The organism is Vibrio iocasae, from assembly GCF_042245395.1.
GTDB lineage: Bacteria > Pseudomonadota > Gammaproteobacteria > Enterobacterales > Vibrionaceae > Vibrio > Vibrio iocasae.
Window position 1 is genome coordinate 2,593,269 of sequence record NZ_CP145311.1, and the last position, 19,379, is coordinate 2,612,647.

Genomic DNA, 19,379 nt, shown 5'->3' on the forward strand with positions numbered 1-19,379 from the left:
TTCAGTTTTGACTTAAGGCGTTACAACTTCCTTTAGGTCTACATTAGCAGGGATATTTTTCATCTCACCTGCAATGATTTCAGCTAGTGGACCAAGAATAACCTGTAGGTTGTTATCACCCAGTCTTACTACACCCATTGCACCAAGAGCTTTTAGTTTTGACTCATCGATGATTTCTGCATTCTTCACTGTCAGGCGTAGACGAGTGATACATGCATCGATGTTTTCCAGGTTTTGGTGACCGCCAAGTACTTTTAGGTACTGCTTAGCAAGTTCTGCAGAATCGCCCGCTTGGTTTGCTTCTGCTGCATCTTCGTCTTCACGACCTGGCGTCTTAAGACCAAACTTCAGGATAACTGTACGGAACAGTACATAGTAGATACCGAAGAACACAACACCTTGTACTAGTAGCATCCACCACTTGTTAGCCAGTGGGTTCTGAGCTGACAGTACCATATCCACAAGACCCGCAGAGAAACCAAAGCCAGCAGTCCAGTTCATCATGTCTGCGATGAACAGAGACAGACCAGTTAGTGCCGCGTGCAGTACGTATAGTAGCGGTGCAAGGAACATGAACGAGAATTCTAGAGGCTCTGTTACACCAGTAAAGAATGATGCAAAGCCCGCAGCGATCATGATAGAAGCAACACGTGTTTTGTGCTCAGGCTTAGCCGTGTGGTAGATAGCAAGAGCTGCACCAGGAAGACCAAACATCATGATTGGGAAGAAACCAGCCATGTAGCGGCCTGTTTCACCAACAACACCAACACCAGCTTCTACTGCGTTCGGAGTCCACCAGTTACCAAGGTCATTGATACCAGCCATGTCGAACCAGAATACTGAGTTAAGAGCGTGGTGCAGACCAACAGGGATAAGAAGACGGTTAAAGAAGCCGTATAGACCAGAACCTACTTCACCCAGACCTACAATTGACTCACCGAAGCCAATCAGACCACCAAAGATGATTGGCCAAGCGAACATCAGTACAAAAGAAATCGCAATCGCCGCAAAAGAAGTCAGGATAGGAACAAGGCGTTTACCACTAAAGAATGCCAGTGCTTTATGCAGCTCTACCTGGTAGTAGCGGTTGTAGATTTCAGCAGCAACGATACCAGAAAGGATACCTACGAACTGGTTACCAATCTTAGCAAACGCAAGTTTTGAACCTTCGTCCATTGCAACAAGGCCGATAGACTCTACTGCTCCAGGGCTACATAACGTTGTGATAACCATGTATCCAACAAAACCTGCAAGCGCTGCTGCGCCATCTTTATCTTTAGACATACCGTATGCAACACCAATTGCAAACAGTACAGACATGTTATCAATGATTGCCGCACCTGCTTTAATAAGGAAAGCAGCCAGAGCATTGTTACCACCCCAACCCGTTGGGTCGATCCAATAACCAATACCCATCAAAATTGCAGCAGCAGGCAGGGTTGCTACCGGCACCATCAGTGCCTTACCTACCTTCTGAAAATATCCAAGAATATTCACCGTATGTTCCCCCTATAGGACATTATTTATATGTGGAAAACTTATTTTTGCTCTCCAATTTAGTCCTTATCAGTTTATGACTTTAATTTTACATCGCAAATTAAAAGCAACTTAATTGTGACATTTGTCACCTCTAATTTGAGAAAAGCGGTGATTTTGCTAGCTGGATCATAAAACTTATTTTATAATTCGAAATAACCAAGCTATCAGCTTAAGATTTAATCGTTCACTTAATCATTAGAGGTGTTACCGTGAGACTCATTCCATTAAACTCAGCCCAAGATGTAGGCCTTTGGTCAGCTCGTCATATTGTTAAAAGAATCAATGCATTTAAGCCAACTGAAGAGCGTCCTTTTGTATTGGGTTTACCTACTGGCGGCACGCCTCTCAATACATACAAGCGTCTAATTGAACTTTATAATGCTGGTGAAGTAAGTTTCAAACACGTTGTTACATTCAACATGGATGAGTACATTGGCATCCCAGCTGACCACCCAGAATCTTACCGTTCATTTATGTACAACAACTTCTTCAATCATGTTGATATTCAGGAGAAAAACATTAATCTTCTGAATGGAAACGCAGAAGACCACGAAGAAGAGTGCCGTCGTTACGAAGACAAAATTAAGTCATACGGCAAAATTAACTTGTTCATGGGTGGTGTAGGCAACGATGGTCATATCGCATTTAACGAGCCAGCGTCTTCTCTTTCTTCAAGAACTCGTATTAAGACATTGACGGAAGATACCCGCATTGCAAACTCTCGTTTCTTCGACAACGACATCTCTCAGGTGCCTAAATACGCTCTGACTATCGGTGTAGGTACTCTGCTTGATGCAGAAGAAGTGATGATTCTTGTGATGGGTCATAACAAGGCTCTTGCTCTGGAAGCCGCAGTTGAAGGTTCTGTAAACCACCTATGGACAGTATCTGCTCTGCAACTACACCAGAAAGCAGTTATTGTTGCGGACGAACCTGCAACTCAAGAGCTAAAAGTTAAAACAGTGAAATACTTCTCTGAACTAGAAGCAGAGAATATTAAAGATTTGAAATAAGTGAGGACAAACATCATGTATGCGCTAACTAACTGTCGAATCTTCACAGGTAGCGATGTACTGGATAATCATGCTGTCGTTATCGACGGCATGAACATCAAAGCGGTATGTCCTGCAGATGAAGTACCATCAGACGTAGAAATAAAAGATCTGAATGGTGCATACCTAAGTCCCGGTTTTATAGACTTACAACTGAATGGTTGTGGTGGCGTTATGTTTAACGATGAAATAAACGCTGAAACCCTTCAGATAATGCATTTGGCTAACCTAAAATCCGGCTGTACCAGCTACCTACCGACTCTGATCACATCTTCTGACGAAGATATGCGACTTGCAGTAGAAGCAGAAAAAGAATATCAGAGCCGTTATCCAAACCAATCTCTCGGACTTCATCTTGAAGGTCCTTACCTGAACGTAATGAAGAAGGGCATCCATAACCCTGATTACATTCGTCGCTCAGATAAAGAGATGATCGACTTCATGTGTGAAAACAGTGAGTACATCACTAAAGTCACTCTGGCTCCTGAACAAAATGATCATGAACATATTTCGCGTCTGAAAGAAGCAGGTATTGTCGTGTCTATTGGTCATACTAATGCAACCTATGCTGAGGCTCGCAAAGGCATCGAAGCGGGTATGACGTTCGCCACTCACCTGTTTAATGCGATGACGCCTATGGTGGGTCGTGAACCAGGTGTTGTTGGTGCGGTACTGGATTCTTCTGAGGTTTATGCAGGTATTATCGCTGATGGTTATCACGTTGATTATGCAAACATCCGCCTTGCTCATAAAATCAAAGGCGAGAAGCTGGTATTAGTGACAGACGCCACAGCTCCAGCTGGTGCCAATATGGAATACTTTATTTTTGTTGGGAAGAAAGTATATTACCGTGATGGAAAGTGCATTGATGAAAATGGCACTCTCGGTGGCTCAGCAGTAACCATGATTGAATCGGTTCAAAACTGTGTTGAGCACGTTGGTATCGCACTGGACGAAGCTCTCAGAATGGCAACGCTCTACCCAGCTAAAGCAATTGGCGTAGAGAACAGGCTAGGTCGTGTTAAAAAAGACATGATTGCTAACTTGACCATATTTGACAGCAGCTATAACGTCCGTGCAACAGTAGTAAACGGACAATACGAGCAAACATAAATATGACAAGCGGACAGATAGGTAACGTAGATTTAGTCAAACAGCTTAACAGCGCAGCGGTTTACCGCTTGATCGATCAGGAAGGACCTATCTCCCGCATTCAGGTTGCAGATGTCAGTCAACTGGCACCGGCAAGCGTCACTAAAATAACCCGTCAGCTCCTTGCTCACGGGTTAATCAAAGAAGTCGCCCAACAAGCATCCACCGGTGGACGCCGCGCAATTTCTCTTACTACCGAAGTCGAACCTTTTCATTCAATCGCAGTCCGTATCGGCCGTGATTACCTTCATTACAGTCTTGTAGACCTAGGTGGCACTGTTCTCGCTGACGAAAGCGCAGAGTTTCTTTATGACAATCAGGACGACCTGCTAGGTGGTCTAATTACTCATCTAAAAAGCTTTCTCGATAAAAATCGCGATATCCTGATGAACTTTATTGCAATAGGTATTGTTCTTCCTGGCTTAGTTAATCCGGAAACCGGTGTTGTCGAGTACATGCCTAACACTGATATCGACAGTCTGGAACTGGCTAACGAGATTAAAAAACAGTTCAAAGTAGAATGCTTTGTGGGTAACGACATTCGTGGACGTGCTTTGGCTGAGCATTACTTTGGAGCGAGTCGTGACTGTCAGGATTCCATCTTGGTGAGTGTACACCGGGGAACAGGCTCGGGAATTATCGTAAATGGTCAGGTTTTTCTTGGATTCAACCGCAATGTTGGTGAGATAGGTCATATTCAGATCGATCCACTTGGTGAGCAATGTCAATGTGGCAACTTTGGCTGCCTGGAAACCGTGGCAGCTAACCCGGCTATCATCGCTCGTATTAAAAAACTCATCGACAGAGGGTATAACTCATCGTTAGCTGAACTTGATGAGATAACAATGCGAGACGTATGTGAGCATGCGCTTCGTGATGATGAACTGGCAAAAGAGAGTTTGGTTCGTGTTGGCAACATGCTAGGTAAAGCGATTGCGATTACCGTAAACCTGTTTAACCCGCAAAAAATTGTTATTGCGGGAGACATAACACACGCTGAAGATATTGTGTTCCCGGCAATACGAAAAAACGTTGAAACACAATCATTGAAAGATTTCCACAAAGATCTGCCAATCGTCGCGTCTGAGCTGGAAAGTCAGCCAACCATGGGGGCATTTGCTATGATTAAGCGAGCAATGCTCAATGGCAATCTACTGCAAAAACTGCTCGAAGAAGAGTAACACGTCTAGCCGTTCCATTATTACTTCGACAGTATTGTCAGAATGCCCAAGGGTTGTACTTGTAAAGTTACAACCCTTTTTAATATCATGAACTCAAAAATAACTCTGCAAACTTTTGATTTTTATATAACTTCGGAGATAAATAATGCCTTTAGAAGTAACCCTGATCACCGCTGCTTTCATCTCAGGGTTTATTGCTCTCAAATTGAACCTTCCCCCATTAGTTGGTTTTCTGCTGGCGGGATTTGGTCTTAACTTTCTTGGATATCAGAGCAATGAAACCATCGTACTCCTTGCGGATCTTGGTGTAACACTTCTGCTATTTACGATTGGCCTTAAGTTAGATATCAAAACTCTACTATCAAAAGAGATCTGGGCCGGAGCAACCATACACAATCTTCTGTCTACCGCATTTTTTACCTGCTCGTTTCTGGTTCTGAAGATTCTTGGCATTCACTTCTTGGCTGATATGAGTATCGACCAAATCATTCTCCTTGGTTTCGCCCTCTCCTTCTCTAGTACTGTTTTCGCTGTTAAGTCTCTACAAGAGAAAGGGGAAATGAATGCGACCTATGGCACCCTAGCTATTGGTATTTTGGTTATGCAAGATATCTTCGCGGTGCTGTTCCTGACTGTTTCAACTGGTAAGTTACCTGAATGGTATGCTATAGGCTTGTTTGCCCTTCCGTTTGTCCGACCGCTTCTATACCGACTTCTTAGCAAAGCAGGGCACGGTGAAATGCTGGTCTTATTCGGCATTTTTGCAGCCTTAGTTTTAGGTGCTGGCCTGTTTGCTGCCACTGGCATGAAGCCGGATCTTGGCGCCCTAATATTGGGTATGCTGCTGGCCGGCCATAAAAAAGCCTCCGAACTCTCTAAATCCTTGTTCAACCTTAAAGAATTGTTTTTGGTCTGTTTTTTCCTGAATATAGGACTGGCAGAACAACCTACATGGTCAGGTTTGGCTATGGCTGTGCTCTTTATGCTTTTGTTGCCAGTGAAAGGTTTCCTTTACTTTGCCATCCTTAACGGTTTTAAGTTTCGAGTACGCACTTCCCTGCTAGCAGCATTCTCACTATTCAACTACAGTGAGTTCGGACTGATTGTTGGAGGCTTGGCCTATAAAATGGGTTGGCTGGACGGAAGCATTCTTGTATCGATCGCGCTAGCAGTTTCCATCTCATTCATTGTTGCCGCACCTCTGAACAACTTCAGCAACAAAATATACCAGCGCTCTTCCCGTTGGTTAAAAGAGCACTCTGCGGAATCTTTGAACAACAGAGATCAGCTGATTAACCCAGGGAATGCCCAGGTCCTGATATTAGGTATGGGCCGTATTGGTACCGGGGCTTATGATGAGATTACCGAACGATATGGCTCTATATGTCTTGGTATTGAAGTTCACAAGGAAGCGGCAGTCCAACACGCTGAAGAGGCCCGAAATGTTATCTGTGAAGACGCGACCGATCCGGATTTCTGGGAAAGGATTCTGGATACTGGTAACGTCAAACTTGTTCTCCTGGCTATGCCTCACCACCAAGGTAACCAACTCGCATTGAGCATGTTAACGAACAAGGGGTATCAGGGTCAGATAGCCGCAATTGCGGAGTACCAGGATCAGGTAGAAAGTCTTTACGAACAAGGAATCAGTGCTGCATTCAATATTTATCGAGAAGCTGGTAGCGGTTTCGCCCGGCATGTATTCGAAAGATTGGAGCTTGATTTAACACCAGTATCGGAAAATATCCATTCATCTGAAGAAGTGGAACAAAAACACAGCACCATTTAGAAATAATTTAATAAAATGGGATATTTTTAAATAATGTTTACCATACAAGTATTATTATCAACTTTTTCGTTAACAGAGGTTGCTTTTTTTTATTGAGCTGGCAAATTGAACGCATATAACCAAACCACATTTAAAATTATTCAGACAGAATTAATATTGGGATTTGTATCGTATGTGTTCAATTTTCGGCATCTTAGACATTAAGAGCGACGCTTCTGCTCTGCGACCAACCGCACTGGAAATGTCCAAAAAACTTCGTCACCGTGGCCCGGACTGGTCAGGTGTTTACGCTTCTGATAAAGCTATCCTTGCTCACGAACGTCTGGCAATTGTAGGCCTAAACAGTGGCGCTCAGCCAATCTACAGCCCAGACAAAAAACTGATTCTTGCAGTAAACGGCGAAATTTATAACCACAAAGAGATCCGTGAAAGATACGCCGACAAATACGATTTTCAGACAGATTCAGACTGTGAAGTTATCCTAGCGCTATACCGCGACTACGGTGCAGATCTGCTAGAAGAACTAAACGGCATCTTTGCATTTATCCTTTATGATGAAGAGAAAGATCAGTATCTGGTCGGCCGTGACCATATTGGTATCATTCCTATGTATCAGGGCTATGATGAGCATGGTAACTACTATGTAGCATCTGAGATGAAAGCTCTGACACCAGTTTGTAAAACTATTTCTGAATTCCCTCCAGGTAGCTACTACGGCAGCGCTGATGCAGAACCACAACGTTACTACGTTCGTGACTGGATGGAATACAATGCGGTAAAAGGCAACACAACAAGCAAAGAAGATCTGACTAAAGCACTGGAAGATGCCGTTAAACGCCAGCTGATGACTGACGTGCCATATGGTGTGCTTCTTTCTGGTGGACTTGATTCATCTATCACTTCCGCTGTTGCTAAGAAATTCGCAGCTATGCGTGTAGAAGATGACGATAAATCAGCAGCATGGTGGCCACAGCTTCACTCTTTTGCTGTAGGCCTTGAAGGTGCTCCGGATCTTAAAGCCTCACGTGAAGTTGCGGATAAATTGGGTACTGTTCACCACGAGATGACTTACACCATTCAGGAAGGCCTGGATGCGATTCGTGATGTTATCTATCACATTGAAACCTATGATGTAACCACCATCCGTGCATCGACTCCTATGTACCTGATGGCACGTAAGATCAAGGCGATGGGCATTAAGATGGTTCTGTCTGGTGAAGGTGCTGATGAAATCTTTGGTGGTTACCTGTATTTCCACAAAGCACCAAACGACAAAGAGATGCACGAAGAGTTGGTACGTAAGCTACTTGCACTTAACATGTTTGACTGTGCTCGCGCGAACAAATCTCTTGCAGCATGGGGCGTTGAAGGCCGAGTACCATTCCTGGATAAAGAATTTATCGACGTGGCAATGCGCGTAAACCCTAAAGATAAGATGTGTGGCGCTAACGGTAAGATGGAGAAGCACATCCTGCGTGAGTGTTTTGAGCATTACCTGCCTGAGTCTATCGCATGGCGTCAAAAAGAGCAGTTCTCTGATGGTGTTGGCTATGGCTGGATTGACGCTCTGCGTGACACAGCAGAAGCGAAAGTGACAGATCAGCAACTGGAAACAGCATCTTACCGCTTCCCATACAACACGCCACAGACCAAAGAAGCGTACATGTACCGCGAGATCTTCGAAGAGCTGTTCCCGCTGCCGTCTGCGGCTGAGTGTGTACCAGGTGGTCCTTCAATCGCTTGTTCTTCTGCAAAAGCTATTGAGTGGGATGAAGCATTTAAGAACATGGCTGACCCATCAGGCCGCGCTGTACAGACCGTTCACAACGACTCTTACGAATCGCTGTAAGTTTCAAAAGAATCGATACTTTAAGGGCTACCATCTGGTAGCCCTTTCTTTTGCATGCAGTTATTTGAACGGTTTCTCTACAACTAGCTTCGCCATCATTTCGATATGAGCATCATCATCGTTCAGACAAGGGATAAAGCGATAGTCACCGCCACCAGCAGACTGATAAACTTCACGACACTCTTCTGCAATCTCTTCCAGTGTTTCAAGGCAATCAGCAGAGAAAGCAGGGCTAATGATATCCAGTGAGTTGATACCCTGCTTAGGAAGTGATTCCAGAGTCGCATCAGTATAAGGCTTCACCCACTCTTCTTTACCAAAGCGCGACTGAAAGCTCATCCCAATTTGCTTGTCTGATAACTCAAGCTCTTTAGCCAGTAACTCCGTGGTAGCCTTGCACTCTTTCGGATAATCATCACCATTGTCAGCGTATCTCTGAGGGATGCCATGATAAGAACAAAGTAGATAGTCAGCCTTGCCGTTCTCAGCCCAGTGCTTTCGAACCGATTCAGCAAGCGCTTTGATGTATAGTTCGTGATCGAAATAACTTTTTACTAGCGAGTGAGCAGGTTTACTTTCTATCTGATTGAGCGCTTTTTCAAGTGCATCTTCAACAGCTCCGGTTGTGGTTCCTGAGTATTGAGGATATAGCGGGAGAACAATTATTTGCTCGACACCTTTATCAAGTAGCTTCTGCAATCCACTTAGCATACTTGGGTTACCATAGGTCATTCCCAGCTCAACAGGAATATTCAGGCTCTCCTCAAGCTTCTCAGCCTGCCTTTTTGAATAAACCATTAAGGGTGAACCTTCGTCCATCCAGATACTTTTGTATAACTCAGCAACCTTTGGTGAACGCTTAGGCAATATGATCCCATGTAAAACAGGACACCATATCCAGCGAGTGGTATCTACAACTCTCTTATCATGCAAAAACTGGGACAAGAACCGTTTCACTGCCTGAGGAGTGGGTTCATCCGGTGTACCAAGATTTACCAGCAGGACACCTTTGTTATTCTTCTGTTCCATCTTTTATCGGCTTCCATTTTCAGTAGATACAAAAAAGCGACCCTATCGGGTCGCCTTTAATATAGCAAAACTAATCGCTGATTATGCTAGTGCTTTCTCAATATCTGCACTAACTTCAGCAACTTGCTTAGTACCATCAAATTTAAGGTACTTTGTGTTGCCAGCTTCAGCTTCTTTACCGTAGTAGTTGATTAGTGGAGCAGTCTGCTCATGGTAAACACCAAGACGAGCACGTACTGTCTCTTCTTTGTCGTCATCACGAACAACCAGGTCTTCACCTGTTACGTCGTCTTTACCTTCAACCTTAGGCGGGTTGTAAACTACGTGGTAAGTACGGCCAGAAGCAATGTGAGCACGACGACCAGCCATACGCTCAACGATTACATCATCAGCTACATCAAATTCAATAACATAATCTACATTCACACCAAGATCCTTCAGACCATCTGCCTGAGGGATAGTGCGTGGGAAACCATCTAGTAGGAAACCTTTTTCGCAATCGTCCTGTGCGATACGCTCTTTAATCAGGCCCAGTATGATGTCATCAGATACAAGCTGACCAGCATCGATTACTGCTTTAGCTTGTTTGCCCATTTCAGTACCCGCTTTGATTGCAGCACGAAGCATGTCACCCGTAGAGATCTGTGGGATGCCATATTTCTCCATGATGAAGTTAGCCTGAGTACCTTTACCAGCACCTGGAGCACCTAGAAGAATGATGCGCATGTTATATCCTCTTTTATTTTTAAATTTATACCGAAGCTCACTATCTGGCACTGGGCCGAACAAACGGTAAGTTTCGGTATAAGATTGACATTGCCAACAAAGCTATAACGTTAACTTATTGCTATTATTGGAATATTTAAAATTTACTTAAATACATTCACATTCAGGCCCGCGATTCTATCACAGAATGCGGGCCTGTTGCTTAGCATTTATATCATCTATATGGGTTTTAAGCTCTTAAACCTTAGTCAAAAGCTTGTTTACCGCACTTAGGAACTGGCTCGGGTCTTCCATAGAACCGCGCTCTGCTAGCATCGCCTGACCTAGCAGTAGCTCAACCCAACGACCAAATTCTTCCTCGTCAGCTTCATCAGCCATACGCTTAACAAGAGCATGTTCCGGGTTGATTTCGAAGATGTATTTCACTTCAGGCGCTTCCTGACCCGCAGCTTCAAGCAGCTTAGCCATTTGCGTACCCATTTCGTAGTCGTCAGTCACAACTACTGCCGGAGTTGTTGCCAGTTTAAAGGTTGTACGAACCTCTTTAACGCGCTCGCCAAGGTACTCTTTTGTACGCTCAACAACTGACTTGAACTCTTCTTCCGTCTCTTTCTGCTTCTCTTTCTCAGCTTCGTCTTCAAACTTGCTCAGATCCAGGCCAGCTTTGGTAATTGACTGAAGTTGCTTACCGTCAAACTCTGTCAGGTAGCTCATCATCCATTCGTCGATACGATCAACCATCAGGATAACTTCGATACCTTTTGCCTTGAACTGCTCAAGGTGCGGGCTATTCTTAGCCGCTGCGTAGCTGTCTGCAGTCAGGTAGTAAATCTTATCCTGCTCTTCTTTCATGCGCTCAACGTAAGACGCAAGAGAGATAGTCTGATCAGCAGAATCTTTTTCAGTAGATGCGAAACGCAACAGGCCAGCAATTTTCTCTTTATTTGAGAAATCTTCCGCCAGACCTTCTTTTATCACCTGACCAAACTCATTCCAGAATGAAAGGAACTTCTCGTCATCATTCTTCGCCATGCGTTCAAGCATAGTTAGTACTCGCTTAGTACAAGCATTACGTAGCGACTGAGTCACCTTGTTGTCCTGAAGGATTTCACGAGATACGTTCAAAGGAAGGTCGTTTGAATCTATCAGACCACGAACAAAACGCAGGTAAGTTGGCATAAACTGCTCTGCATCATCCATGATAAATACGCGCTGTACATATAGCTTCAGGCCGCTCTTATGATCACGATTCATCATATCCCAAGGTGCTTTTGACGGGATGTAAAGCAGGCTTGTGTAGTCGTTCTTACCTTCTACGCGGTTGTGGCTCCATAGAAGTGGATCGGCAAAGTCGTGAGAAACGTGCTTGTAGAACTCTTTGTATTCGTCTTCTGAGATATCAGACTTGTTACGAGTCCATAGCGCTTGAGCTTTGTTAATCTGCTCCCACTTGCCTTCGTCTTTATCGTTGCCCTCTTCGTCTTTTTCAACGGTCCAGATAGAAACAGGAATACCGATATGGTCTGAGTATTTGCTGATTACGTCACGGATGCGCCATTCAGACAGGAACTCTTCACCCTCTTCACGCATGTGAAGAATGATGTCTGTACCACGAGATTCTTTGGTGATGTCTTCGATGGTGTATTCACCTTCACCGCTTGAGTGCCACTGAACACCTTTATCCGCATCAAGACCTGCTGCACGAGTTCGCACTGTTACAGAATCAGCGACAATAAATGCAGAGTAGAAACCAACACCAAACTGACCGATTAGCTGAGAGTCTTTGCTCTGGTCTTCCGACAGTTTTGAGAAAAATTCAGCTGTACCTGATTTCGCGATTTTACCCAGATGCTCGATCACATCATCACGGCTCATACCGATACCGTTATCGGATACTGTCAGAGTTTTAGCCTCTGCATTAAACGTCAGTTTTACACCTAGATCGGCATCACCCTGATACAAATCTGGCTGTGACAACGCCTGGAAGCGAAGCTTGTCAGAAGCATCGGATGCGTTTGAGATCAGTTCACGCAGGAAAATCTCTTTATTGGAATACAATGAGTGGATCATTAGGTGAAGTAACTGTTTTACTTCGGTTTGAAAGCCTAATGTTTCTTTGTTATGAGTTGCTGTCTCAGTCATTTTAGCTCCATGAATTCTGCTTTTTATGACGGTTAAAATATCTAAATGGATATAATTCTCACCATTTTGAACAGTATTCAGTTGTATACTGCACGTATGGATAGTAAACTACGCCCACGTTGTGTAAATTCCCTGTAAATAAACATAAAATGGATTCATTTTTTTTATCAATCCATTATCCTTTCGGCAAATATCTCAAATAAGGTAAAGCCGGCTAAATCATTAGTTGAGTTCATTTACTAAGTTGCACACTGTTATAGGTATATAGGGTTAAAAAAGAAGATTTCAATGAATCAGTTCGGTACTAAGTACATACTTGCACAAAGATTTGTTTTTGATCCCAACAATAACTCTCTGACTGACCAAACAAACGACAATGAAATTATTCGTTTAGGCAGCAATGAGAGTAGGATCCTATTGATGCTATCTGAAAGACCAAATCAGATTATTAGCAGAGATCAGCTGCACGAGTTCGTATGGCGCGATCAAGGCTTTCAGGTAGATGACTCTAGCCTTACTCAGGCTATTTCCACGTTGAGAAAAATGTTGGGTGATTCGACCAAATCCCCTGCATTCGTCAAAACCGTACCTAAACGTGGATACCAGTTTATCGCCAGCGTTGCTCAGACAGAACAAACTGAAGAGGCAAGCACAGAAGACGAAGGTGAGCAGATCGTTTCTGAGGTGCTTTCTGCACAGCCAACGATTCAAAGTGCAGGTACACTTGCGATTGAGGAGCCTACAACCAAATACAGTAGTGCTGAGAAAGAACAAACCAACCTGATTGCGAAGCTAGCCCTCATGGCTGCAGTAATTCTGCCGTTGCTCGTATACCTGACTATGGATCCTGCTAAGTCGCGATTCAAGCTACTGGATACGGTAGAAGAGATCCCTTTGATGACCACTGAAGGTCATCCGCCGCTAGATGCGTGGCAAGCTCAAATCAAGCAGTGCGCAACGGTTTATATAAAAAATCATAAAGGCGAGCAAAAACCTGAAGAGATCATTGTTACTGCTGGCCCTCGTAACAACATCATGTTAAATGCTGTGCATTCGGAAGCATACTCCAGTGAGAACGTCACAATTCAACTGGTAGCAAGTCAGCAAGACCTTGAAAAGTTATGCAATTAATCAGGAGAGCTAAGATGAAACAGAAAATAGCGTTAACTATTCTGGCTCTGTCCTGTGTCTTTAGTGCATGGCTATATTGGGGTTCAGATGTAAAAGTAGAGCAAGTGCTTACCTCTCGGGAATGGCAATCGACGATGGTGACTTACCTTTCTGAAAATATTCAGGAACAGGCCGGAGAGCGCGTTGGTCCACTATCCAAGATCTCGGTAAACAGCAACGTGAAGTATCTGCCAAATGGCAACTATATTCGCGTATCTTATGTTGAGATGTTTGATGGAGAGTTAGCTTTATCTAACTCACTGACCATTTCCGAATCTGGCACATGGGAACTGTCCGATGATTATTTATTGGTAAGCCCAGCTGAGTTCAAAGATATGTCGGCACCAAATGAAAGCGTATTTACAGAGAAGCAAATGGAAACGTTCAAGCAGTTGTTTATGGCGGACGCAGAACAAAGCAGAAGAGTAGATATCGTAAACAGCCGTGCAATACTATTAACCAGTTTAAATCACGGCTCTCGTATTCTGTCTTCAAACTGATTGAAAGACTAAATGAAAAAGCCTCTGCTTGTTCTCAAGCAGAGGCTTTTTTAATGAACTTAAGCAATCTAAATAGACACTTCTCGAAGGACTTCGCCAGAGAAGGTCACAACCTTCAACTTACCTTGCTCAAACAACCCATAACTTCTTTCAAATCCACCTTTCGGAAAAGTCACTGAGCCGGGATTATAGATAAACTGATCACCATCTTTTTCTGCAACAGGCAAATGAGTATGACCATGGGCAATAACATCACCCTCTCTCAGACTAGGTCGATGGCTACTATTGTAGATGTGCCCATGCGTCAAAAAAATCCGCTGTCCCCCTTCTAATAAGATCCAGCTAGAATCCATCAACATAGGGAATTCAAGCAGCATCTGATCAACTTCACTATCGCAGTTACCCCTAACAGCGATGATTTGATCTCTATACTCATTAAGTAGCTCGGCGACCTGTGCAGGTTGATAGCCTTCAGGTACTGGGTTTCGGGGGCCGTGGTTTAAAATGTCGCCGAGAAGGACAAGGTGCTCAGCACCCGACTGATTATATTTGTTGATCGTTTCCTGAGTTGTAGGTAAACAGCCGTGCAAGTCAGACGCAAAAAAGAGTTTCACGCGAAATTCCTATTTCTAATTGAAGCCTGACTTGCATTTTACCCGGAAAAACTCATGATTCCGAATCGAAGAGTTAGCTTTCTAATGCCATTCCATTTACAACAATGTTGTTGTAACTCACCATGCCAATGACTTTGCCATTTTCAATAACCGGAGCACGGCTAACACCAAAACGTTCGAATAAACGCGCACAGTATTTGACGTTCATATCCGGAGAAACAGAAAGGGCTGGCTTCGTCATAATTTCGTAGATGTTGGTTCTCTCTGGTGACTTATTCTGTGCCAACACCTTTTTCGCGATGTCGTTCATAAGCACAATACCAAACTCATCATCGGCATTGCGCTTGTCGACAATCAGAGCCTTTACAACATGTTGCCGTGCTAATCGAATCCCTTCTTGTACTGTTGTCAGCCCGTCCACCATTACATATGTGTTTGCCATTACATCCCGAATCCGAATGACTTCGTGTTTCATAGCTCGTCCTCTACCACTTTTGTTAATGTTTCGACCTGATGCGCAACACCCACTGCATCTTCGATATCGATCTGAATTGCTATTCCCTGACCAGAAGCAGAGTCAAACTCCCCTACCTGATTGATTTTTTCTAGGATATGCCTCGACAAATGCTCTTCTACCACGAACAAAAGAACGTCTTTCTGGACCTCAAGCGTTAGCCCAAAAAACGTTCGCTTCTGCTTAAGACCTTCGCCCCGGGCATTATTAATGACCGTCGCACCTGTCGCGCCAGCTTGCCTGGCAGCATCCATAACCGCGTCTGTTTTTGCATCCTCAACAAAGGCCAGGATTAGTTTAAAGCGCATTCTCACTCTCCTTTGAGGTTGAATTTTTATTGAGCCATTGGGTTATCTGGGCGTATGCCATTACCGATATAATTGGGAACAGGCTGGCAAACGCGATAAGTCCAAAACCGTCTATCACAGGGTTTCTTCCAGGAACCGTTGATGCCAAACCTAACCCCAAAGCAGTCACCAGTGGAACCGTCACGGTTGATGTCGTGACACCACCTGAGTCGTACGCCAGCGGGATGATCAGTTTTGGCGCAAAGTAGGTCTGAATCACCACAACGATGTAACCCACAATGATGTAATAGTGAATCGGGTCACCCACAACAATGCGATAGCTACCAAGCGATATACCAACTGCAACACCCAGTGCTACCGCTATTCGTAGACCATTTACACTTATTGCACCACCCGATACCTGATTCGCTTTAATAGCAACCGCAATAAGCGAAGGTTCGGCGATAGTGGTACTAAAACCAATGGCAAACGCAAAAATGTAGACCCAATAGTAATCAATCCAGCTTAGAGATTCTGTGAGACTGTCTTTAAACTGATATAGAAACTCAGGTGCGGTCAGCTGTGATGCCATCGTTTCCCCTAGCGGGAATAACGCCATCTCAAGACCAAGTAAGAACAGTGACAAACCCAAGATTACATAGAAAAAGCCGAGTAAAACCCTGGTTAAATTCGCGACAGGCTTTTTTAGAACGGCTATTTGAAAACCGAAAATAATCGTCGCAATAGGAAGCACATCTCGAACGGTCGCCAGAAAGGTATCAAGAAGATGAGTAAAACTAATCATGCCAGCACCATCCCATAAACCATAACGAACATCATTGGCAACAGTGAGGCAAATGCAATTAACCCGAACCCATCAATCATCGGATTACGCCCTTTGATAGCCGACGCTAATCCTACCCCCAATGCTGTTACCAAGGGGACGGTTATGGTTGAGGTTGTTACCCCTCCTGAATCGTATGCAATACCGATAATTGTCTGAGGTGCAAACCAGGTAAGGATAACAACACCGATATAGCCAGAAATAATCATCACATGGATAGGCCACCCTTTCAGGATTCGTATTACCCCCAATACAATAGCAATACCCACGGAGAGAGCGACGGTTACCCTCAATCCATTCGCATAATCATCCATTTCTGCTTCGGTGTGAGGAATTAATCCGCCCTCTGCGGCCACTTCCGCCGCTTCTGCTGCCACAGCTGTTAACGCTGGCTCTGCGATTGTCGTACCGAAACCAAGACAGAATGCAAACAAGATCAGCCAAAACACACTACCTTTGCGGGCAAAGGCTTGCGCCATTGACTCACCAATAGGGAATAACCCCATTTCCAAGCCGAAGATAAAAAATGTCAGACCTAATACAACCAGCAGGAGACCGAAAAGAATAGAAAGAATGTTAGGAAGAGGTTCCTGAAGTACGACAAGCTGAAAAAAACCAATCACAAAGACGATCGGTAAGAGATCTCTTAAACTACCAAGCATTGCTTTAAATAAAGCGACTAATGCTCCCATTCACTCCCTCCCTCTGTTTCAGCGTATCCTTCGCCTATTAAGCTCATGTATTCACATCATTTATGGTGGCAAATATCATCCGGTAAGTTTGTGATTAACCTTACGCGCTGTAATATTTGCTTAAGCTTTTTTACAATAATGAGACATTTAACCCCGTTCAATTAACAAATAGTCTTAGTAAAAGGCCTGTTAAATGAAATTTGTCTTGCAACTGATCCTAGGGCTTAGACTTAGGTATATACTTATATCGACATGGAAAGTGGAGGTAACATGCAGATATTAATAACGGGAGGCACAGGGTTTATCGGTTCAGAGCTGATCAAACACCTGATAACACATAAAATATTTCTCCTAACCCGTAACCCTCAACAAGCCCAAAAAACTCTGCATTTCGCTGACAACGGCAATATACAGTACATATCCTCTCTTAATGAACTGCACGATCTGAACGGCTTTGACGCAGTAATAAATCTGGCCGGAGAACCCATCGCTGGCAAACGCTGGACAGAGAGTCAAAAAAAGAAAATCTGTGATAGCCGATGGAAGATTACAGAAAGACTGGTAGAGCTATTCCACGCTAGTACCGAGCCACCAGCAACCTTTATTAGTGGTTCAGCAGTTGGAATTTATGGTGATCAACAAGAGCACCCCTTTGACGAAAGTCTGCATACTCATCAGGAAGGTTTCACACATCATACCTGCGTAAAGTGGGAGTCGATTGCAAAAAAAGCAGAGCATACCGACACAAGGGTTTGCTTACTTCGAACTGGGATTGTATTAGGCAATAAAGGTGCACTAAAAATGATGCTACCCGCTTTTAAGTTTGGCGCAGGCAGCATTTTAGGATCGGGTAAGCAATATATGCCCTGGATACATATTCAAGACATGGTTCGGGGAATCATTTACCTTCTGGAAACACCCTATGCAAAAGGGGAGTTCAACTTCTGTGCCCCTCACCCTGTAAGCAACTACGTTTTCAGTAAAACCCTTGGTAAGGTTCTGAAGAGACCCGTTTTCATCTATACACCTAAATGGTTCTTTAACCTCGCTATGGGTGAAGCAAGCTGCCTTCTTTTTGACAGCATCCGAGCTAAACCAAAACATCTGACCGAACTGGGTTTTAACTTTACATACTCACGACTAGAGCCCGCTCTTAAAAACATAATGGAACACAACTAGAATGAAGAAATATGTTCTTATTACCGGTTGTTCAACCGGTATTGGGTACACTTGCGCTCACGCTTTAAAAAAACAAGGATACGAAGTCATCGCCTCTTGCAGAAATTTAGAGGATGTAGAAAGACTAAAAAATGAAGGGTTAACCTGTATTCAGTTGGACTTGGCTTGTTCAGAAAGCATTAGCCAAGCAACAAACGAAGCCGTTCACATCTCTCATGGAAACATTTATGCGCTATTTAACAATGGCGCCTATGGCCAAACCGGAGCGTTAGAAGATTTACCTGTTCAGGCACTTAAAGAACAGTTTGAATCCAACTTTTTTGGGTGGCATCAGTTGGTTTGCGAAATACTGCCGCACATGAGAAAGCAAGGTTTTGGACGTATTATCCAAAATAGCTCGGTTTTGGGTTTTGCCGCGATGAAATACCGAGGAGCATACAACGCCTCAAAGTTTGCCTTGGAAGGTTGGACAGATACACTCAGACTTGAACTTCATGAAACTGAGATCAAGGTGAGTTTGATAGAGCCAGGACCTATCGAAAGCCAGTTTCGGGCCAACGCTTTGACAAAGTTCCAACAATGGATCGATGTTGAATCGAGTGCACACAGAGAAGAGTATGAATTACAACTAAAAAGGCTGGGGAATGAAAAGTCAGGAAACCGCTTTGTGCTTCCGTCAGAGGCAATCATCAGCCCGCTGATTCATGCCCTCGAATCGAAGAAACCTAAGTTGAGGTACCGGGTAACCACACCCACAAAAGTGTTCTCAGTTTTGAAAAGAGTGCTTCCAGAGCGCTGGTTAGATTCAATTTTACGCAAAGCAGCCTGACCCGGTGAAGGTTTTTCTAATTATTGTGTGTATTGTAATCAAACGATCATATTCATCTATTAGTATGCCGTCGTTGCTATCCCCCAACAGTCTCAAGAAGGTCGATACTACCGAGCTCACTTGAGGAAATGCGTAACTCGGAAAGTAAGATGACATTAAACCAACTGAACTGGATTGGTGTATGTGTTGCGCTTATATTTTTAGTGTGGCTATAACACCAACATAAAATGCTCCTTTATTCGGAGCATTTTTTGTTTCTACTTGATTATTTCCTCATTCGTCCTTATTTAG

General features: G+C 43.9%; 18 protein-coding genes. 9 read left to right on the forward strand and 9 right to left on the reverse strand.

The genetic code is table 11. From position 1 onward, the window contains the following. Positions 1–12: 12 nt before the first annotated feature. Positions 13–1,497, reverse strand: a complete 1,485-nt coding sequence (gene nagE, locus SNR28_RS21565; protein ID WP_375750790.1) for an N-acetylglucosamine-specific PTS transporter subunit IIBC — start codon at positions 1,495–1,497, stop codon at positions 13–15. Between the two features lie 251 nt (positions 1,498–1,748). Between nagE and nagB the strand changes: the two genes are divergently transcribed. From nagB to asnB, 5 genes are all read left to right on the forward strand, one after another. Then, positions 1,749–2,552 (forward strand): glucosamine-6-phosphate deaminase, encoded by an 804-nt coding sequence (nagB, locus tag SNR28_RS21570; protein ID WP_375750792.1) that lies wholly within the window; start codon positions 1,749–1,751, stop codon positions 2,550–2,552. A 15-nt stretch (positions 2,553–2,567) separates the two neighbouring features. Further along, positions 2,568–3,704 (forward strand): N-acetylglucosamine-6-phosphate deacetylase, encoded by a 1,137-nt coding sequence (nagA, locus tag SNR28_RS21575; RefSeq protein ID WP_375750794.1) that lies wholly within the window; start codon positions 2,568–2,570, stop codon positions 3,702–3,704. Positions 3,705–3,706: 2 nt separating this feature from the next. Then, the gene (locus SNR28_RS21580) at positions 3,707–4,924 is read left to right on the forward strand and encodes an ROK family protein (RefSeq protein ID WP_375750796.1); all 1,218 of its coding nucleotides are present in this window, start codon (positions 3,707–3,709) and stop codon (positions 4,922–4,924) included. A gap of 145 nt (positions 4,925–5,069) precedes the next feature. Next, a complete protein-coding gene (locus tag SNR28_RS21585) occupies positions 5,070–6,713 on the forward strand; it encodes a cation:proton antiporter (protein WP_375750798.1) in 1,644 nt (547 codons plus the stop codon). Between the two features lie 172 nt (positions 6,714–6,885). After that, positions 6,886–8,562 carry an asparagine synthase B gene (gene asnB, locus SNR28_RS21590; RefSeq protein WP_375750799.1) on the forward strand — a complete coding sequence of 559 codons (1,677 nt, stop codon included), beginning with the start codon at positions 6,886–6,888 and terminating at the stop codon, positions 8,560–8,562. A gap of 60 nt (positions 8,563–8,622) precedes the next feature. On the opposite strand, the gene hemH is transcribed toward asnB, so the two are convergent. The 3 genes from hemH to htpG all read right to left on the reverse strand — a co-directional run bounded on the left by hemH (position 8,623) and on the right by htpG (position 12,459). Continuing rightward, a complete protein-coding gene (gene hemH, locus SNR28_RS21595) occupies positions 8,623–9,591 on the reverse strand; it encodes a ferrochelatase (RefSeq protein WP_375750801.1) in 969 nt (322 codons plus the stop codon). Positions 9,592–9,672: 81 nt separating this feature from the next. After that, positions 9,673–10,317, reverse strand: coding sequence for an adenylate kinase (gene adk / locus SNR28_RS21600; RefSeq protein ID WP_375750803.1), 645 nt, complete (start codon positions 10,315–10,317; stop codon positions 9,673–9,675). A 237-nt stretch (positions 10,318–10,554) separates the two neighbouring features. Next, a complete protein-coding gene (gene htpG / locus SNR28_RS21605; RefSeq protein ID WP_375750805.1) occupies positions 10,555–12,459 on the reverse strand; it encodes a molecular chaperone HtpG in 1,905 nt (634 codons plus the stop codon). Positions 12,460–12,747: 288 nt separating this feature from the next. Here htpG and SNR28_RS21610 point away from each other — a divergent pair, with 288 nt between their 5' ends. After that, the gene (locus SNR28_RS21610) at positions 12,748–13,590 is read left to right on the forward strand and encodes a transcriptional regulator (protein WP_375750807.1); all 843 of its coding nucleotides are present in this window, start codon (positions 12,748–12,750) and stop codon (positions 13,588–13,590) included. Between the two features lie 14 nt (positions 13,591–13,604). Continuing rightward, positions 13,605–14,129, forward strand: coding sequence for a regulatory protein ToxS (locus SNR28_RS21615; RefSeq protein ID WP_375750809.1), 525 nt, complete (start codon positions 13,605–13,607; stop codon positions 14,127–14,129). Between the two features lie 68 nt (positions 14,130–14,197). Here SNR28_RS21615 and yfcE read toward each other — a convergent pair whose 3' ends face one another. The 5 genes from yfcE to SNR28_RS21640 all read right to left on the reverse strand — a co-directional run bounded on the left by yfcE (position 14,198) and on the right by SNR28_RS21640 (position 17,080). Beyond that, positions 14,198–14,743: a phosphodiesterase gene (yfcE, locus tag SNR28_RS21620; protein ID WP_375750811.1), complete on the reverse strand. Its 546-nt coding sequence runs from the start codon at positions 14,741–14,743 to the stop codon at positions 14,198–14,200. 73 nt (positions 14,744–14,816) lie between these two features. Then, on the reverse strand, positions 14,817–15,218 hold the full coding sequence (locus SNR28_RS21625) for a CBS domain-containing protein (RefSeq protein ID WP_375750813.1): 402 nt from the start codon (positions 15,216–15,218) through the stop codon (positions 14,817–14,819). Continuing rightward, positions 15,215–15,565 carry a P-II family nitrogen regulator gene (locus SNR28_RS21630; protein ID WP_375750815.1) on the reverse strand — a complete coding sequence of 117 codons (351 nt, stop codon included), beginning with the start codon at positions 15,563–15,565 and terminating at the stop codon, positions 15,215–15,217. Before SNR28_RS21630 ends, SNR28_RS21625 begins: the two co-directional genes overlap by 4 nt. Further along, positions 15,555–16,349, reverse strand: coding sequence for a DUF1538 domain-containing protein (locus tag SNR28_RS21635; RefSeq protein WP_375750817.1), 795 nt, complete (start codon positions 16,347–16,349; stop codon positions 15,555–15,557). Before SNR28_RS21635 ends, SNR28_RS21630 begins: the two co-directional genes overlap by 11 nt. After that, complete coding sequence (locus tag SNR28_RS21640) at positions 16,346–17,080, reverse strand: DUF1538 family protein (RefSeq protein ID WP_375750819.1); 735 nt, start codon at positions 17,078–17,080, stop codon at positions 16,346–16,348. Before SNR28_RS21640 ends, SNR28_RS21635 begins: the two co-directional genes overlap by 4 nt. A 270-nt stretch (positions 17,081–17,350) precedes the next feature. On the opposite strand from SNR28_RS21640, the gene SNR28_RS21645 reads away from it, so the two are divergent. Together SNR28_RS21645 and SNR28_RS21650 are read left to right on the forward strand one after the other, a co-directional pair. Beyond that, the gene (locus SNR28_RS21645; RefSeq protein ID WP_375750821.1) at positions 17,351–18,259 is read left to right on the forward strand and encodes a TIGR01777 family oxidoreductase; all 909 of its coding nucleotides are present in this window, start codon (positions 17,351–17,353) and stop codon (positions 18,257–18,259) included. A gap of 1 nt (position 18,260) precedes the next feature. Next, positions 18,261–19,088, forward strand: a complete 828-nt coding sequence (locus SNR28_RS21650; protein ID WP_375750823.1) for an SDR family oxidoreductase — start codon at positions 18,261–18,263, stop codon at positions 19,086–19,088. Positions 19,089–19,379: the final 291 nt, after the last annotated feature.

Coding starts and splice junctions, on each gene's coding strand:
- nagA (WP_375750794.1), top strand. CDS start 2,568: ATGTATGCGCTAACTAACTGTCGAATCTTCACAGGTAGCGATGTACTG.
- SNR28_RS21580 (WP_375750796.1), top strand. CDS start 3,707: ATGACAAGCGGACAGATAGGTAACGTAGATTTAGTCAAACAGCTTAAC.
- SNR28_RS21585 (WP_375750798.1), top strand. CDS start 5,070: ATGCCTTTAGAAGTAACCCTGATCACCGCTGCTTTCATCTCAGGGTTT.
- asnB (WP_375750799.1), top strand. CDS start 6,886: ATGTGTTCAATTTTCGGCATCTTAGACATTAAGAGCGACGCTTCTGCT.
- hemH (WP_375750801.1), bottom strand. CDS start 9,591: ATGGAACAGAAGAATAACAAAGGTGTCCTGCTGGTAAATCTTGGTACA.
- adk (WP_375750803.1), bottom strand. CDS start 10,317: ATGCGCATCATTCTTCTAGGTGCTCCAGGTGCTGGTAAAGGTACTCAG.
- htpG (WP_375750805.1), bottom strand. CDS start 12,459: ATGACTGAGACAGCAACTCATAACAAAGAAACATTAGGCTTTCAAACC.
- SNR28_RS21610 (WP_375750807.1), top strand. CDS start 12,748: ATGAATCAGTTCGGTACTAAGTACATACTTGCACAAAGATTTGTTTTT.
- SNR28_RS21615 (WP_375750809.1), top strand. CDS start 13,605: ATGAAACAGAAAATAGCGTTAACTATTCTGGCTCTGTCCTGTGTCTTT.
- SNR28_RS21625 (WP_375750813.1), bottom strand. CDS start 15,218: ATGAAACACGAAGTCATTCGGATTCGGGATGTAATGGCAAACACATAT.
- SNR28_RS21630 (WP_375750815.1), bottom strand. CDS start 15,565: ATGCGCTTTAAACTAATCCTGGCCTTTGTTGAGGATGCAAAAACAGAC.
- SNR28_RS21635 (WP_375750817.1), bottom strand. CDS start 16,349: ATGATTAGTTTTACTCATCTTCTTGATACCTTTCTGGCGACCGTTCGA.
- SNR28_RS21640 (WP_375750819.1), bottom strand. CDS start 17,080: ATGGGAGCATTAGTCGCTTTATTTAAAGCAATGCTTGGTAGTTTAAGA.
- SNR28_RS21645 (WP_375750821.1), top strand. CDS start 17,351: ATGCAGATATTAATAACGGGAGGCACAGGGTTTATCGGTTCAGAGCTG.
- SNR28_RS21650 (WP_375750823.1), top strand. CDS start 18,261: ATGAAGAAATATGTTCTTATTACCGGTTGTTCAACCGGTATTGGGTAC.